The organism is Rhodococcus phenolicus (assembly GCF_001646785.1).
In the GTDB taxonomy this organism is placed as follows: domain Bacteria; phylum Actinomycetota; class Actinomycetes; order Mycobacteriales; family Mycobacteriaceae; genus Rhodococcus; species Rhodococcus phenolicus.
Genome location: NZ_LRRH01000008.1, coordinates 239061 through 255008, shown reverse-complemented (window position 1 = coordinate 255008; position 15948 = coordinate 239061). Strand labels below are relative to the sequence as shown.

Genomic DNA, 15948 nt, shown 5'->3' with positions numbered 1-15948 from the left:
CCACGCCCGCCGCCACCGCACCCGCGGCCACCCGCGCAATCCCCCCCCCCCCGCCCCCGGCCCCCGCCCCCCCCCCCACCGCCGCTGCGCCCACCGCCCCCGCCCCCCCCCCCCCCCTCCCCCCCCCCCCCCCCCCCCCCCCCCCCCCCCCCGCCCCCCTTCCCCCCCCCCCCTGTCCCCCTCCCCCCACCGCCCACATCACCCACCAGCCCGACGCGCACCGCCACCAATTCCCCCTCAACGAACACCTCGTCACCATGGACCCACCCCGCCACACCAAGATCCGCCGCCTGCTCGGCGGCCTGTTCACCCCCCGCCGCATGGAAGAATCCGAAGACTTCCTCTGGCGCCTCGCCGACCGCCAGATCGACGAATTCCTCACCACCGGCACCGTCGAGGTCCTGCACGGCTTCGCCCAGCCCTTCGCCCTGCTGACCATCGCCGACCTGCTCGGCGTCCCCGAAACCGACCACGACGACTTCCGCCGCCACCTGCTCGCCCAGCAGGTCGGCGCCCTCAGCGAAGGCGAGGCCCTGGCCACCAACCCCCTGGACTACCTCGACACCAAATTCACCACCTACCTCACCGACCGCCGCACCCACCCGCAGGACGACGTCCTCGGCGCCCTGGCCGCCGCGACCTACCCCGACGGGCAACTGCCCGAGGTGGTCGAACTGGTGCGCCTGGCCACCTTCCTGTTCGGCGCCGGCCAGGACACCACCGCCCGGCTGATCACCGCCGGGATCCGGCACCTGGCCGAGACCCCCGACCTGCAGGCCGCGTTGCGCGCCGACCACACCCTCATCGGTGACTTCGTCGAGGAACTGCTGCGCATGGACGGCCCGGTCAAGGGCGATTTCCGGCTCACCCGCACCACCACCGAACTGGCCGGACGCACCGTGCCCGCCGGCACCGTGGTGATGGTGCTGCCCGGCGCCGCGAACCGGGACCCGGCCCGGTTCGAGGACCCGCACACCTTCGACCTGGGCCGGGTCAACGCCCGCGAGCACGTCGCGTTCGGCCGGGGGGTGCACACCTGCCCGGGTGGGCCGCTGGCCCGGATCGAGGGGCGGATCGCGATCGAGCGGTTCCTCGACCGGACCACCACGTTGACGATCAACGCCGACCGTCACGGGCCGGTCGGGCGGCGTAGTTACCGGTACGAGCCGACCTACATCCTGCGGGGCCTGGCCGAACTCCACGTCGATTTCACCCCCGCCGACTGACTACGGCCAACCGACCACACGAAAGGCCATCACCATGGGGATCCTCGGGCGAGGGGCCGGGGATCGGCACCGCTTCGACGACAGCGCAGAGCCGTCGGGCACCGTCGATACCGAGCAGAAGAACTCTGCGACCGCCGAGATCGAGGACTGGATGCGCGGCTACGTCCGCCGTCATCCCGTCGCGTCGCTGGAAACCGTCGGTGGGCAGTGCGTGCTGGGCCTTCGCGCGATCCAGTATCTGATCGCCGACATCGCGACCTTCCGATTTCCGTTCGCGGAGTTCGTGCGTCAGGCGGCGTTCATGGCTTCGGCGTCCGCGCTCCCCACGATGTTCGTCGCGATCCCGATCGGGGTGACCCTGTCGATCCAGTTCGGCCTGCTGGCCGGGCAGGTCGGCGCGACGTCGCTGGCCGGTGCGGCCAGCGGCCTCGCGGTCATCAAACAGGGGGCGCCGATGGTCGCGGCCCTGCTGATGGCATCTGCGGCGGGATCGGCAGTGTGCGCGGACCTGGGCTCGCGCAAGATCCGAGACGAGATCGACGCGCTCGAAGTCATGGGCATCTCGGTGGTGCGGCGGCTCGTGGTCCCGCGTCTCGCCGCAGCGATCGTGGTGGGTGTCGCCCTGACCGGATTGGTGTGCTTCGTCGGGTTCCTCTCGGGGTACCTGTTCAACACGTTCGTCATGAACGGCACTCCGGGCAGCTTCGTGACGACCTTCGCGTCGTTCGCCACCGTCGGCGATTTCGTCCTCACGATGATCAAGGCGGTCGTCTTCGGAGCGATCGTCGCGATTGTCGCCTGTCACAAGGGGCTCGACACCAGAGGAGGACCGGCCGGCGTCGCGAACTCCGTGAACGCCACCGTGGTCGCCTCGATCCTGCTCCTCATGATCGTCAATGTCGTCTTCACGCAGTTGTACGTGATGCTGTTCCCGCGGACGGGGTTCTGAGTGGGCTCCCGATACTTCCCGCCCGGCGCCCGGCCGATCGTCACGGCGGTCACGTCCCAGGCGGTGGTGATCCAGCGTCTCGGCCACATGATCGGATTCCTGGTCCGGGCGCTGGCCGCGATCCCCACGACACTGCGCCACTACCGCAAGGAATTCCTGCGGATTCTGTCCGACGTGACGTGGGGCAACGGCTCGATCGTGGTCGGTGGCGGCACTGCCGGGGTGATCATCATCCTCGGTGCCGCCGCCGGAGCACTCGTCGCGATCGAGGGATACAACGCCCTGCATCTGCTGGGCCTGGAATCGGCGACCGGCATGATCTCGTCGACGGCGACGACGCGTGAGCTCGCGCCGATCATGGCCTCGCTCGCGTTCGCCGCGCAGGCCGGCTGCCGGTTCACCGCTCAGCTCGGGGCAATGCGGATCTCGGAGGAGATCGACGCGATGGAAACTCTTGCCATCCCGTCGATTCCGTACCTGGTCACCACGCGACTGCTCGCGTCGATCGTCGCGATCATCCCGCTGTACCTGGTGTGCCTCGCCGCGAACTACCTGACCGTGCAGACCGTCATCGGGATGTCCGGTGGCATCTCGTCCGGCACCTACGATCACTACTTCCGGCTCGTTCTCAGCGGCCCCGACATTGTGTACTCGCTGTCGAAAGCCGTTGTCTTCGTAGTCATCACCACAACAATTCAGTGTTACTACGGTTTCTACGCGTCGGGCGGTCCGCAGGGTGTCGGCACCGCTGCCGGCCGAGCGATGCGTTCGAGTATCTCCGCGATGATCGTGGTCAATCTTCTGCTGACCGTCGCATTCTGGGGTATCGGCTCCGGCGCGAGGCTGGGTGGGTGAGCGATGTCTATCCTGTTCGAGAGTGACGGACGCGGTCCCACTCCCACCCGGCTGTTCCTGCAGGGGTTCGGAGCACTCGTTGTTGCGGCCCTCCTTCTCGGCGCCCTCGTCGCGAAGACCGGGGGAGCCTTCGACGACACCTTCGATGTGACCGCCACCCTCGCGGAGGTCGGTGACGGACTGCCCGCCCGATCCGACGTGAAGTTCCGCGGCGTGCTGGTGGGCACGGTCCAGAGCGTGGACGCCGCCACCGGCGACGGCCCGAATGTCGTCCACATGGCACTCGATCCGATTCATGCGCAATCGATCCCGAGCACGGTCACCGCGCGTGTCGTGCCGAGCAACGTCTTCGCAGTGTCGTCCGTGCAGCTGATCGACAACGGTGCGGCGCCCCCGCTTCCCGCGAACGCACAGATCCCCCAGGACGAGAGTCTGGCGACGGTCCAGCTGCAGACCGCGCTGACGAAACTGCGCGAGATCGCCGCCGCGACCGCACGGGTCGGTACCGAACAGACTCTCGGTGTGCTCGCGGCCGTGGCTGAGGCCACCGATCGGCGCGGCGACGACATCGTCGAGGCCGGCGCGCAACTGGAGCGGATAGTCCGGGAGATCGGCACGGTCGTCGAACCCGGAGGAGGCCCGTCGACGCTCGACGCGTTGACCGGTGCGGTGGCGGGCCTGCACGAGTCGGCGCCGGAACTGCTCGACGCACTGCACCATTCGATCGCTCCCATGCGGACGCTGGCGGAGAAGGATGCGGCATTGTCGGCGTTCCTGTTCTCCGGAGCGAACACGCTCGGGACGATCGAAACCGCGTTCGCCAACAACACCGACCGGATGATCGGTCTCACAACGCAGCTCGAGCCGGTGCTCGGTGTTCTCGCGGACGGCTCACCGTCCTTCTCCCAGATCGTGATCAGCATGGACTCGATCACCAGGAAGTGGTTCCAGACATTTCAGCCCGACGGCCAGCTCAACGGGGTCGGCAAGTTCGTCTTCCAGCTCACCCCGCACCGCATGTACACGCGGGCGGACTGCCCCCGGTACGGCGAACTCGCCGGCGCGAGCTGCGAAACCGCCCCGACAGGAGCACCCGCGGTGCCGGGTTACACCCCTGACTCGACGATGGTGAGCAGTAGGCCGATGGGCGGCAACGTCGGGCCTGTCGGTAGCCCGGACGAGAAGGACCTGCTCGGCGCGATCCTGGGCGGCGACCTGAACTCGGCGGCGGAGATGCTGCTCGGCCCTCTTGCCCGGGGAGCGGTCGTGAATGTCCTACCCGAAGGTGAGGCGCCGCGATGAGCTATCGCAGACCGTTGATCGGGCTCTCGCTGTTCCTGGTGGTGTCGTGCGCACTCGCCTGGACGGTTCTGGTGACTCTGCAACGCGGGGTGCAGGGACCGACGGCCTCCTACAGCGCCGCGTTCACCGACGCCTCGGGTCTCCGGGTCGGGGACGATGTGCGCATGGCCGGTGTCCGTGTGGGCCGCGTCGATTCGATCACGCTGGACGGCACGACCGCGAAGGTGAACTTCCGCATCGACTCCGGCCAGGTCGTATACGGCAACACCAAGGCCGCGATCACCTACCAGAACATCATCGGACAGCGTTATCTCGGCCTGTCTCTCGGCGAGTTCGCGGATCCCCGGATTCTGCCTGCGGGCAGCGAGATTCCGATCGAACACACCGAACCCTCGTTCGACATCTCGGTGCTCCTCAACGGATTCGAACCGCTGTTCAGCGTGCTCGATCCCGAACAGGTCGACAACATCACCACCGCGATCATCACCGCACTGCAGGGAGATTCGGCGTCGGTGACCACTCTCGTCGCGGAGACGACGCGACTGGCCGAATCCGTGGCCGGTCCCGACCGGGTTCTCGGCGAACTCATCGGAAACCTCGACAGTGTCGTGCACGACCTTGCGGTGCAGAGCGGCAACGTCGACACCGTGATCTCGCAGTCGCGGGCGATCTTCGATCAGCTGGCGGCGCGGCGCGACGAACTCGTCGGATCGGTCGAGCAGATCGCCACCGTCGCGGACAGCGTCTCCACGATCGTGGGGGAGGTCCAACCCGACCTCCAGGAATTCCTGGCTCGGGAACCGGGTTTCGCACAGCATTTCAACGATCACAAGGATTCGTTCGAGTACTTCGCCTTCAATCTTCCCGCCCTGTTGAAAGGATTCGCCCGGGTGAGCCAGGAAGGGACCTACCTCAGCACGTACCTGTGCAACTTCAACGTCACGCTCGTCCCGGCATTGAGCAACGTCATCCCCTCGATCGTCGCGCAGGCCACACCCGAAGGCCGTGTCACGCAGTCCCCGGTGTGCAGGTGATCGACCAGTGACCATCGAACGTACCGGCCGCGGCGGCAGGTTCCGGCCGATCGAGGAGTACAGACCGCTGACCCTCGGCACGATCACCGTCCTCGCCATCGTCGTTGCTCTCGCGGCGACCCTGTTGATCAGCTCGGCCGGGATCGGAAAACACGAGTACGAGGCGGAATTCGCCCAGGCGGCGCAGATCGCGCCCGGCGACGGAATCACGATCGCCGGTGTCCAGGTCGGTTCGGTCGGCGGAGCACGGCTCGAGGGCGATCACGTGGTCGTGTCGATGAAGATCGACAACGGTGTCCCGCTCGGCCCCGACACCCGCGCCTCGATCAAACTGACGACACTGCTCGGCGCCCGCTACATCGAACTGCGGCCGGCAGGCGAGGGCGAGCTTCCGGACAACCGGATCCCGCTGTCCAACACGGAGGTCCCGTACGACCTCATGGACGTCCTGGCCGACGCGACCACGACTTTCGAACAGGTCGACGCCCGCGAACTCGGCGACACCCTCACGACGCTCGCCGGAGAACTCCACGACCTTCCCCCGCTGATGCCGCAGGCGCTCGCAAACATCGAGAACCTGTCGTCGGTGCTGGCGGAACGACGCGACCAGGTGGGGTCGCTGTTGAAGGCCACCGGCGAGATGACCGGCATCGTTCGGGACCAGCAGCAGAGCCTCGGTGAACTGGTCCGCAACGGCCGGGACATGTTGAAGGAGATCACGTCCCGGCGCGAGATGATCGACGGGCTGCTCACGGCCACCACCGAGCTCGTGTCCGAGCTCCACACCGTCGTGGTCGAGGACCGGCCCGAGGTGGAACAGCTGATCGCGAGCCTGAACGAACTGCTGCAGAGCCTCGGCAACCACGACGACCTGCTGCGCAACACACTCCAGATCCTGCCCGTCGCCCTGCGGAACTTCACGAACGCCAGCGGCACCGCCAACGAGGTGGACTTCTCTGCGCCTGCCGGTCCGATGATCGACTCGTGGATGTGCGCGCTCAGCGGCCGTGCCGTGGAGCTGGACATGCCGGCCTACTTCCAGGAGTGCGAATGATCTCGCGTCGGACCGTCACCGCCGGTGTGGTCGTACTCGTCGTGCTGGCCGCCGGATTCTTCGGGTTCCGCGCACTCCTCGGCAGCGACGAACCGCACACGATCACCGCCCAGTTCGACAACGGCGCCGGCCTGTACGAGGGAAATACCGTGGCGGTCCTCGGGATTCCGGTCGGAAAGATCACGCGGATCGAACCGAAGGGACTGTACGTCGAGGTGACGATGGAGGTCGACAGCGGAATCGACCTTCCCGCCGACGCACAGGCGGTGGCGGTCTCGACATCCGTGCTGACGGATCGCCACGTGGAGCTGACGCCGGTGTACAGCGGCGGCGACAAGCTCGCGCCGGATGCGGTTCTCGGTTTGGACCGCACGAAGACACCGGTGGAGTTCGACCGGTTGCTGGCGATGGCGGACAACCTGTCGATCGAGCTCCAGGGCGACGGAACCGGGGGCGGTCCCGTCGCGGACATCCTGGCGGCCGGCGCAGCGGCCACCGACGGCAATGGTGATGCGATGAGATCCGCCTTGTCCATGCTGTCCGACGCGCTGCGCCTGAGCGACGACGGGGGCGCGGGGACCGCCAACGAGATCACCAGGATCGTCGACGATCTCGCGGTCCTGACGAGCGCGGCCGCAGCCAACGACAGCGACATCCGCGAGTTCGGTGAAGCCACCCGGCAGATGAGCGAGATCCTCGCCGACGCGAACCTCGGGACCGGCGACACCGGCACGAAGATCAACGACATCCTGCTCCAGGCGAACTCGCTGCTGACGGACAACCGGGATGCACTGAGGTCCACTCTCGCGAATTCGGAGACCGTGACGCGCTCGCTCGCGGACTACCGTGACCAGCTCGCCGAGTTCCTCGACGTGACACCGCTGCTGATGGAGAACGCGTACAACGCGATCGACCAGGAGAACGGGGGAGCCCGCGTGCACGCGCAGCTCGAGAAGGTGTTCTTCGACGGCCAGCTGGTCAAGGAGGTCTGCAACCGGATGGGACTGAAGCACCTGGGTTGCGCGACCGGGACATTGCGTGACTTCGGGCCCGATTTCGGTATCCCGGGCATGCTCGAGGGACTCGCGGGGCTGCCGCGATGACGCGCACAGCGCGGCGGCTCGTGACCGCCGGAACGTCTCTCCTCGTGGCGATGTCGACCGCGGCGTGCTCGGTCGGACTCGAGGATCTGCCGCTTCCGGCGCCCGGGGTCGGTGGCGACTCGTACGTCATCGGCGCGACGTTCGAGAACGCCTTGAACCTGCCGACCAAGGCAAAGGTGAAGCTCGCGGGTGCCGATGTCGGTGAGGTCGACTCGATGCGCGTGGAGAACTACACGGCGGTCGTCGCGTTGCGCATCATGAACGGCGTGGTGGTGCTCGAGGGCACGACCGCGGAGCTTCGGTCCGCGACGCCGCTCGGCGACGTCTTCGTCTCTCTGCAGCCACCGGCGGATCCACCGCCCGATGCGGCCACCCTCGGTGAAGGAGACAGCATTCCGCTCGAATCCACCTCGGCCGCAGCGACCGTCGAGGAGCTTCTCGCGACGTCGTCGCTTCTCGTCAACGGCGGTGTCGTCCGGAACCTGACGAAACTCGTCAACGGCCTGGGGGCCGCGGTCGACGGTAAGGGAGACCGCATCGCGGAGCTGATGAACGAATCGACCCGGCTCGTCGGCGACCTGAACTCACGGTCCGAGGAGATCCGGCGATCGCTCGAGCAGACGAACGGGCTCGTCGCGACCCTCTCGGATCAGCGTTCGACGATCAGCGATGCGGTCGTCGCGGCCGGTCCCGCGCTCGGCGTGCTGTCCGAGAGCACCACACAGGTGGTCGATCTGGTGTCGCAGGTCGCTTCGATCACCGAACAGATTGCGAAATTCCCGTCGGTCCAGGGAACCGACACCCGCAGCATGATCGCCGACATCAATCGTGTCGCAGCCGAACTCAACAGAGCGGCGACGCTGCCGGGGGTCTCCCTCGAGAACGTCAACCGGATCATGGCGCCGGTCATCAACATCACCAGCGGTACCTCCGCGCACACCGACGCCGACCTCCAGCAGCTGGCGCTCGGGGCGCTGCCGGTTCCGGGGCACGGCGGCGATCCGGGCAGCAGGCTGCCCGACGGTACGGACTGGGCTGCGTTCGTGGGGACCCTGACGTACACGATGCTGCGGCTGCAGAGCAAGTTCGGGGGGGGTGCCGCAGTGACGGTCGGCCGGAAGCAGAAGGGAGTGATCGAAGCTCCTGCGCGGGTATTGGTTTCGGGGGTTCGCTACGCGTCGGCGCATCGACTGGCTCTGTCGGTGACCGCGCTCGCGCTCACCTTGGTGCTCGGCGTCACCTACCTGGTCTTCGGCGTGTTCCATCTGGATCCGACCGACCGGAAGATCCACGTCCGCGTGAATCTCGCGGAATCGGGAGGACTGCTCCCCGACCGCAACGTCACCTTGCGCGGCGTCCCGGTCGGCCGCGTGACATCGGTGGAACTGACCGACGACGGCGTGGTCGCGGTCGCGGCGATCGACTCGTCGACGCAGATCCCTGCCGGCGGCGAAGTGCGTGTCGCCGGGTTGTCGCTCGCGGGGGAGCAGTACCTGGACTTCCGTCCCGACTCCGACACAGGGCCTTTTCTCACCGACGGTGCGGAGATCTCCGCCGACGAGACGTCGACCCCGGTTCCGCTGTCCGCGCTGATGGGTGATCTGGACGGGATGCTCGCGCAGATCGACCCGGAGACGGTCCGAACCATCGTCGACGAACTCGGCATGAGCGCGGAAGGGCCGGGCAAGCTGACCGACATCGTCGACGGCGGAACGTTCCTGATCTCCACGCTCGATTCGGTACTGCCGCAGACCGTCAGCGTGCTGAACACCAGCAGGATCGTGCTCGGCACCCTCTCGGACAGTGCTGCCGGCCTGGCCGCGACCTCCCGGAACCTGTCGACCGTGCTCGAGGGTGTCGAGTCGAAGGACGCGGGATTCCGGCAATTCGTCGACGGTGCACCGGCGACCCTGCAGTCCGTCGACACACTGTTCGCGGACAACTCGCCGACGATGGTGCAGTTGCTGGGCAACCTCGCCACGACCGCGCAGATGGCGTATCTCCGGGTGCCTGCCCTCCATGAGTTCTTCTTCCCGGCCACTCGCGGCGGGTCGACGCTCGACGCATTGGCGACGACATTCCGCGACGGCGGTATCTGGGCGTTCGTCAACATCTATCCGCGGTACTCGTGCGACTACGACCTGCCCAGGCAGTCACCTGCCTTGTCGAACTTCCCGGAACCGTTCCTGCACACCTACTGTCCGAACCCCGATCCGTCGACCCTGGTGCGTGGGGCGCGCAATGCGCCGCGGCCGGCCGGGGAAGAAGGCGGGTACACACCTCCGCCGGGCGTCGATCCACTGGCGCAGACGGATCCGACGCCGATCGGTCCGCTGTCCCTTCCGCTCGAACCCGGCGGACCCGATCCCGGCGATCCGGGGGTGCGCTGAACCGATCCCGGCTGCCGACGCAGCGACCCGGCCCGACAACGAGAAGGAGAACCGACGTGAGCAAGAACAGCCGGACGGCCATCGCGGTCGTCGACCGTAAGATCCCCGACGCCGAGACCGCGAACGACGATGTCGTGGTCGAAGGCGGTGCGAGCGAGGATGTTGCGAGCAACGGAACCGATTCCGGCCCGGACGGTCCCGGGCGTTCCGGTGGTCGCGGTGGCGGGCTGCTCGCGGGCGGGCGCCGGCGTATCGGCCTTCTCGCCGCCGTCCTGGTCGCGGTCCTGGCGCTTGCGCTGTCCGGCATCCTCGGCTGGAAGCTGCACGAGGCGAATGCGGTCGACGACGCATCGGCTGCCGCCCTCGACGCGGCGCGCCGGTACGCGGTGGTGCTCACGAGCGTCAGCTCGGACGACCTGGACGCGAACTTCGACGCCGTGCTCGACGGCGCAACCGGGGAGTTCAAGGACATGTATGCGCAGTCGAGCGAGCAGCTCCGTCAGTTGCTGGTCGACAACCAGGCAACCGCCGAAGGCGTCGTGATCGAGGCCGGCGTCAAATCCGCAACACCGTCGAAGGTCGAGGTGCTGCTGTTCGTCGATCAGACCGTCACCAACACCGTCTCGCCCGAACCGCGCCTCGACCGCAGCCGGGTCGTGATGACGATGGAACTCGTCGACGGCCGCTGGCTGGCCTCCGACGTCACGTTGCCATAGCGCCGGAGGCAACCCGGACGATCAGTGGGGAAGCGCCGGCAAGGCAGGCTCGTGCAGCCAGGCGTCCCACAGCGGACGCAGCGAAGTATCGGTGAAACGCGCTGCGAGACCGGTGAACTGCTCGGTCGTCACGTTCGAGTGCCGATGCTCCGCGGTCCAGGTGCGGAGCAGGGTGAAGAACCGGTCGTCACCCAGATGCCGACGCAGGGCGTGCAGGGTGAGCGCGCCGCGCTTGTAGATCCGATCGTCGAACATGTCCTTCGGACCCGGATCGCCCAGCACGATGTCCTGGGGTTTGCGGGCCAGACCGCGGTGTGCCTCGGCCGCGAGGACGTGCGCCGACCGCCCACCCGAATTCTCCGCCCACAACCACTCCGCGTAACACGCGAAGCCCTCGTGCAGCCAGATGTCGCGCCAGCGTTCGAGAGTCAGGCTGTTGCCGAACCACTGGTGGGCGAGTTCGTGTGCGACGAGTCGTTCCTCGCGCCGGCGTCCGTCGCAATGATTGGCGCCGAAGATCGACAGTCCCTGGGCCTCGATGGGAATCTCGAGATCGTCGTCGGTGACGAGGGCGGTGTAGTGCGCGAACGGGTACGGGCCGAACAGGCGCCCGAAGACCTCCATCATCTGCGGTTGGCGCGCGAAGTCCACGTCGAACGACTCGCGCAACCGCGGCGGATGCACCGCGACGATCGGAACCGGGGCCGGCGACACCGTGCGGGCCTCGTACTGGCCGATCTGAACGGTCGCCAGGTACGTCGCCATCGGTTCGGGTTGTTCGTACACCCAGGTGGTCTGGCTCGCCTTCGTGGTCTTCTTCAGGAGGGTGCCGTTGGCGACGGCGTGGAACGGCGAATCCGTGGTCAGCGTGATCCGATATGTGGCCTTCGAGCCGGGGTGGTCGTCGCACGGGAACCACGAGGGTGCGCCGTTCGGCTGGCTCGCGACGAGCGAGCCTTCCTCCAGTTCCTCCCAGCCGACGTCACCCCACACCGAGTGCCGCGGCGACGGTGTTCCCGCGTACTGCACGGTGACCGTCAGTACCGCACCCGCCGGGATCTTCTGCGCCGGCGTGACAGTGAGCTTGCCGTCGCGGTGCGTGTATTTCGCGGGCCGGGCGCCGTTGACCGAGACCTTCGACACCCGCATCGTGTCGACGAGATCGAGTGCGTACTTGCCGCGGACGTCGGTCGTGGTGGCGATGATCGTGGCGCGCCCGGCGAGCCGGTTCGAGGCGACCTTGTACGTCAGTTCCAGCTCGTATCGGGACACGCGATACCCGCGATTGCCGCTCGTCGGCAGATAGGGGTCGAGCGGGCGGTCCGTTCCCACGGGCGCGACCGGCTTGGCCTTGACGGGCTTCACCGGGGTGACCAATCGCCGGGTGTGGTCCACGGGGCGATGGGATTGCCCTGCCAGCGGGTCGATGCGGGGACGACGTCGCCGCGCATGACGAGGGAGGCCGGGCCGACGGTCGCTCCGGCGCCGATGCCAGACGCCGGCAGCGCCACGCACTGCGGGCCGAGGGTGGCTCCGTTCTCGAGGATCACGGTGTCCATGGACATGATCCGATCATGGAACAGATGTGTCTGCACCACACACCCCCGTTCCACTGTCGCGCCGTCCTCGAGCGTCACGAGATCCGCTTCCGGCAGCCAGTAGCTTTCGCACCACACACCGCGACCGATGCGAGCGCCGAGCGCGCGCAGCCACAGATTCATCACGGCGGTTCCGGTCGCGGGGCGCGCGAACCACGGCGCGGCGACCATCTCGACGAACGTGTCGGACACTTCGTTCCGCCACACGAACGAACTCCACAGCGGATGCTCCACACGACCGATCCGGCCGACGACCAGCCATTTCGCGGCCACGGTGACGATGCACGCGAATGCGCCGGCGAGCATGAGGACGACACCGCCGAGCACCAGCGCGAGCGGGTATCCGCCCACGGCCGCGAGCGCGTTCAACGCGAACAGCACGCCGAGGCCGATCCCGAACGTCACCATCATCGGGACGAGCCGGAACGTTTCGACGAATCCTCGCGCGACCTTCAGTTTCAGCGGGGGAGCGAACGTGCGACTCGAGTCGGCGTCTCCGGCGGCGCGGCGCAGGCGGACCGGCGGGCTGCCGAGCCACGACGAACCGGACTTGGCCTTCGTCGGCGCCGCGGACAACACCGCGACCAGACCGTGTTTCGGCACCCGGCGTCCCGGCGCGGCCATGCCGGAGTTGCCGAGGAATGCACGCTTGCCGACCTTCGCGTGCGAGATGAACAGCCAGCCCCCACCGAGTTCGTAGGACGCGACCATGGTGTCGTCGGCGAGGAACGCACCGTCGGCGACCTTCGTGAACTTGGGGACCATCAGCACGGTCGACGCCTCGACGTCCTTGCCGATGTCGGCGCCGAGCAGACGCAGCCAGATCGGCGTGAGCATCGAGGCGTACAGCGGGAACAGGAATGTGCGCGACGAGTCCATGAGCCGTTCGGTGGCCCACACCTGCCAGCCGACACGGCTGCGCACCGGATGCCAGCCCTCGGTCATGCCGATCGACAGCAACCGCACCGACGCGACCGTGAGCAGCGCGAACACGAACATCGTGAGCAGTCCCGCAGCGGGCAGCATCATCAGGGATCGGAGTACGGCGCCGGGGAGGGTGGCGGTGCCGCTGACCCACCATCCGATCAAGGCGACACCCGCGCCGATCGAGACGAGCGGCAGTCCCGCGATCACCACCGAACTCGCACCGAACACCGGCACCCACGCCGACGCACGGCTCGGTGGTTCCACGGGCCACGGCCGTGCGGCGCGGCCCACCTTCACGGCCGGTGAACCGGCCCACTGCTGCCCGGCCTTGACGCGCCCGAACACCGCGGAACCAGCTTCGACCACAGCGTTCTTGCCGATCTTGCATCCCGGATTGAGGGTCGAACGGGCACCGACCGACGCGCCCGCCCCGATCCGGATCGTGCCGATGTGCACCACGTCGCCGTCCACCCAGTGACCGGACAGATCGACCTCGGGTTCGATCGAGCAGCCGTCGCCGAGTTCGAGCATGCCGGTCACCGGCGGCAGGCTGTGCAGATCGACACCGCGGCCGATCTTCGCCCCCAGCGCGCGGGCGTAGTACAGCATCCACGGCGCACCGGACAGGTTGGCCGCCCCGCTCGCCTCGACGAGCCGCAGCGACGTCCACAACCGCAGATGCACGGAGCCCCCGCGGCGATACGTGCCGGGCCGCACTCCGCGCAGCAGGATCCGCGCACCCGCGACCGCGATGGTCATGCGGCCGAGGGGCGTGATGAACAGCAGCACGCCGAGTGCGACCCACCACCACGACAGCGTGACGGTCCACGGCACCGAGACGACGGCCGCGAGCACGTTGTTCAGCACCGCCAGCCAGGTCACCCATTGCATGCCGGTCAGCGTGGCGAGCGGGACGGTCGCGGCGATCTGCACCAGCTGCGACGACCGCGGCATCGGCTCGACCCGGCGGGGCGCGACGGTTTCGGTCGGGGCGAGCTCGTCGAGATACAGGGCGAGCGAACCCAGTCGCGGATGGTCGTACAGTTCCGCGACGGTCATCTCCGGGTAGCGTTCGCGCAGGGCGGTCACCAGCTGGGCGGCCGACAACGAGCCGCCGCCGAGTTCGAAGAAATCGTCGTCGAGACCCTCGACGCGGGCGCCGAGCAGCGACATCCACAGGCCCGCCACCCATTCGGCGGTGGGGTCGAGCCCGAGTGCTTCGGCGGAGTCCGCGTCGGTGCCGGGCAGCGGCCACGGCAACGCGGCCCGGTCGACCTTTCCGGATGTGCGGGTCGGGAGTTCGTCGACGAGCGCGAGCCGTGGGACCATCGCGGCGGGAAGCTGCTCGGTGAGCAGGTCGCGGGCCGAGGCGACGTCGAAGTCCGGGTCGGTGCTGGCGATGTAGCCGACGAGGATCGAATGCCCGGCCGCGGTCTTGCGGACGGCGCATGCACCGCCCGCGACGCCCGGCAGGTTCTGCAGCGCGTTGTCGATCTCGCCGAGTTCGATGCGCCGCCCGCCGATCTTGACCTGGTCGTCGGCGCGCCCCTGGAACAAGAGGCCGCGACGGTCGAGCGTCACCAGGTCGCCGCTGCGGTAGGCGCGCTCCCAGCCGAGGGTCGGCATCGGCGCGTACTTCTCGGCGTCCTTGACAGGGTCGAGGTAGCGCGCGAGACCGACCCCACCGATGACGAGTTCGCCGATCGCGCCCTCGGTGACGGGCATTCCGTCGGCGTCGACGACCGCGAGGTCCCAGCCGTCGAGGGGCAGGCCGATGCGGATGGGCCCGGTGCCGTCCATCGGGGCGGCGCACGCCACCACCGTCGCTTCGGTGGGGCCGTACGTGTTCCACACTTCGCGTCCCGGTACCGCGAGCCGTTCGGCGAGGTCCGGGGGACAGGCCTCGCCACCGAAGATGAGCAGGCGCACCGCCTCGAGTGCCTCGGCGGGCCACATCGCCGCGAGAGTCGGGACAGTGGAGACGACGGTGATGTCGCGCGAGACCAGCCACGGACCCAGATCCATGCCGGAACGCACCAGCGATCGGGGAGCGGGGACCAGGCACGCCCCGTGCCGCCACGCCAGCCACATCTCCTCGCAGGAGGCGTCGAACGCCACCGAGAGACCGGCCAGCACGCGATCGCCCGGTCCGATCGGATTGCCCTGCAGGAATATCCGCGCTTCGGCATCGACGAACGCGGCCGCGTTCCGATGGGTCACCGCGACGCCCTTCGGGGTGCCCGTGGACCCGGACGTGAAGATGATCCAGGCGTCGTCGTGGAGCTTGGGGCCGCGTACCCGAGGATCGGTCGATGCCGGCGCGGTGCCAGGGCCGATCCCCTCCTCGGTGACGATCGCGGTGACGCGCGCCTCCCCGAACACCAGCTCGGCTCGTTCGTCCGGGTCGTCCGCGTCCACGGGGACGTATGCCGCGCCTGCGGCGAGCACCGACAGGATCGTGACGTACAGGTCCTTCGTGCCGGAGGGCATGCGCACCCCCACCCGGTCACCGGCGCCTACACCGGCATCGGTGAGCCGGTAGGCGCCGGCCACGATCTCCTCGGCCAGTTCCGCGTAGCTGAGGGTGACCCTGCCGTCGTCGATCGCGGGGGCGTCGGGGTGTGCGTCGGCGGTGCTGCGCAGGATGTCGACGAGGGTGCGCGCGGCGGGGGCGAACGACGAACGCAGGTATTCGTCCGGTATTCGAGCCGGCCGACCCGGATCCGTCGTGGGCTGGACAGACAATCTGCGTGTCCTTCTCTGGTGTCGATGGTGCGTGCGGCCGGTTTGTCTC

11 protein-coding genes and 1 pseudogene are annotated in these 15948 nt (G+C 68.2%); 10 read left to right on the top strand and 2 right to left on the bottom strand.

Annotation, left to right across the window (positions count from 1 at the left end; all coding sequences use genetic code 11):
* Positions 1–257 precede the first annotated feature (257 nt).
* The 10 genes and pseudogenes from A8G15_RS04310 to A8G15_RS04270 all read left to right on the top strand — a co-directional run bounded on the left by A8G15_RS04310 (position 258) and on the right by A8G15_RS04270 (position 10629).
* A complete protein-coding gene (locus tag A8G15_RS04310) occupies positions 258–1226 on the top strand; it encodes a cytochrome P450 (protein ID WP_068155634.1) in 969 nt (322 codons plus the stop codon).
* A 34-nt stretch (positions 1227–1260) separates the two neighbouring features.
* Positions 1261–2175 carry an MlaE family ABC transporter permease gene (locus tag A8G15_RS04305; RefSeq protein WP_068155632.1) on the top strand — a complete coding sequence of 305 codons (915 nt, stop codon included), beginning with the start codon at positions 1261–1263 and terminating at the stop codon, positions 2173–2175.
* A complete protein-coding gene (locus tag A8G15_RS04300) occupies positions 2176–3030 on the top strand; it encodes an MlaE family ABC transporter permease (protein ID WP_068155630.1) in 855 nt (284 codons plus the stop codon).
* Positions 3031–3033: 3 nt separating this feature from the next.
* On the top strand, positions 3034–4332 hold the full coding sequence (locus tag A8G15_RS04295) for an MlaD family protein (protein WP_068155626.1): 1299 nt from the start codon (positions 3034–3036) through the stop codon (positions 4330–4332).
* Positions 4329–5366: an MCE family protein gene (locus A8G15_RS04290; protein WP_068155625.1), complete on the top strand. Its 1038-nt coding sequence runs from the start codon at positions 4329–4331 to the stop codon at positions 5364–5366. The genes A8G15_RS04295 and A8G15_RS04290 overlap by 4 nt, the downstream gene beginning before the upstream one ends.
* A 7-nt stretch (positions 5367–5373) precedes the next feature.
* The gene (locus A8G15_RS04285; RefSeq protein ID WP_342671542.1) at positions 5374–6420 is read left to right on the top strand and encodes an MCE family protein; all 1047 of its coding nucleotides are present in this window, start codon (positions 5374–5376) and stop codon (positions 6418–6420) included.
* Complete coding sequence (locus A8G15_RS04280) at positions 6417–7523, top strand: MCE family protein (protein ID WP_068155623.1); 1107 nt, start codon at positions 6417–6419, stop codon at positions 7521–7523. Before A8G15_RS04285 ends, A8G15_RS04280 begins: the two co-directional genes overlap by 4 nt.
* Positions 7520–8440: pseudogene (locus A8G15_RS32450) on the top strand (MlaD family protein); the annotation flags it as partial. The gene A8G15_RS04280 and the pseudogene A8G15_RS32450, both read left to right, overlap by 4 nt.
* A gap of 147 nt (positions 8441–8587) precedes the next feature.
* Positions 8588–9913 carry an MlaD family protein gene (locus tag A8G15_RS32445; RefSeq protein ID WP_082899645.1) on the top strand — a complete coding sequence of 442 codons (1326 nt, stop codon included), beginning with the start codon at positions 8588–8590 and terminating at the stop codon, positions 9911–9913.
* 56 nt (positions 9914–9969) lie between these two features.
* Entirely contained in the window at positions 9970–10629 is a 660-nt protein-coding gene (locus tag A8G15_RS04270) for a hypothetical protein (protein ID WP_068155621.1), read from the top strand.
* Between the two features lie 21 nt (positions 10630–10650).
* Here A8G15_RS04270 and A8G15_RS04265 read toward each other — a convergent pair whose 3' ends face one another.
* Both A8G15_RS04265 and A8G15_RS04260 read right to left on the bottom strand, forming a co-directional pair.
* Positions 10651–12024 carry a M1 family metallopeptidase gene (locus A8G15_RS04265; RefSeq protein WP_068155619.1) on the bottom strand — a complete coding sequence of 458 codons (1374 nt, stop codon included), beginning with the start codon at positions 12022–12024 and terminating at the stop codon, positions 10651–10653.
* Complete coding sequence (locus A8G15_RS04260) at positions 11991–15899, bottom strand: Pls/PosA family non-ribosomal peptide synthetase (protein ID WP_068155617.1); 3909 nt, start codon at positions 15897–15899, stop codon at positions 11991–11993. Before A8G15_RS04260 ends, A8G15_RS04265 begins: the two co-directional genes overlap by 34 nt.
* Positions 15900–15948 lie beyond the last annotated feature (49 nt).

Coding starts and splice junctions, on each gene's coding strand:
- A8G15_RS04295 (WP_068155626.1), top strand. CDS start 3,034: ATGTCTATCCTGTTCGAGAGTGACGGACGCGGTCCCACTCCCACCCGG.
- A8G15_RS04310 (WP_068155634.1), top strand. CDS start 258: ATGGACCCACCCCGCCACACCAAGATCCGCCGCCTGCTCGGCGGCCTG.
- A8G15_RS32445 (WP_082899645.1), top strand. CDS start 8,588: ATGCTGCGGCTGCAGAGCAAGTTCGGGGGGGGTGCCGCAGTGACGGTC.
- A8G15_RS04290 (WP_068155625.1), top strand. CDS start 4,329: ATGAGCTATCGCAGACCGTTGATCGGGCTCTCGCTGTTCCTGGTGGTG.
- A8G15_RS04305 (WP_068155632.1), top strand. CDS start 1,261: ATGGGGATCCTCGGGCGAGGGGCCGGGGATCGGCACCGCTTCGACGAC.
- A8G15_RS04280 (WP_068155623.1), top strand. CDS start 6,417: ATGATCTCGCGTCGGACCGTCACCGCCGGTGTGGTCGTACTCGTCGTG.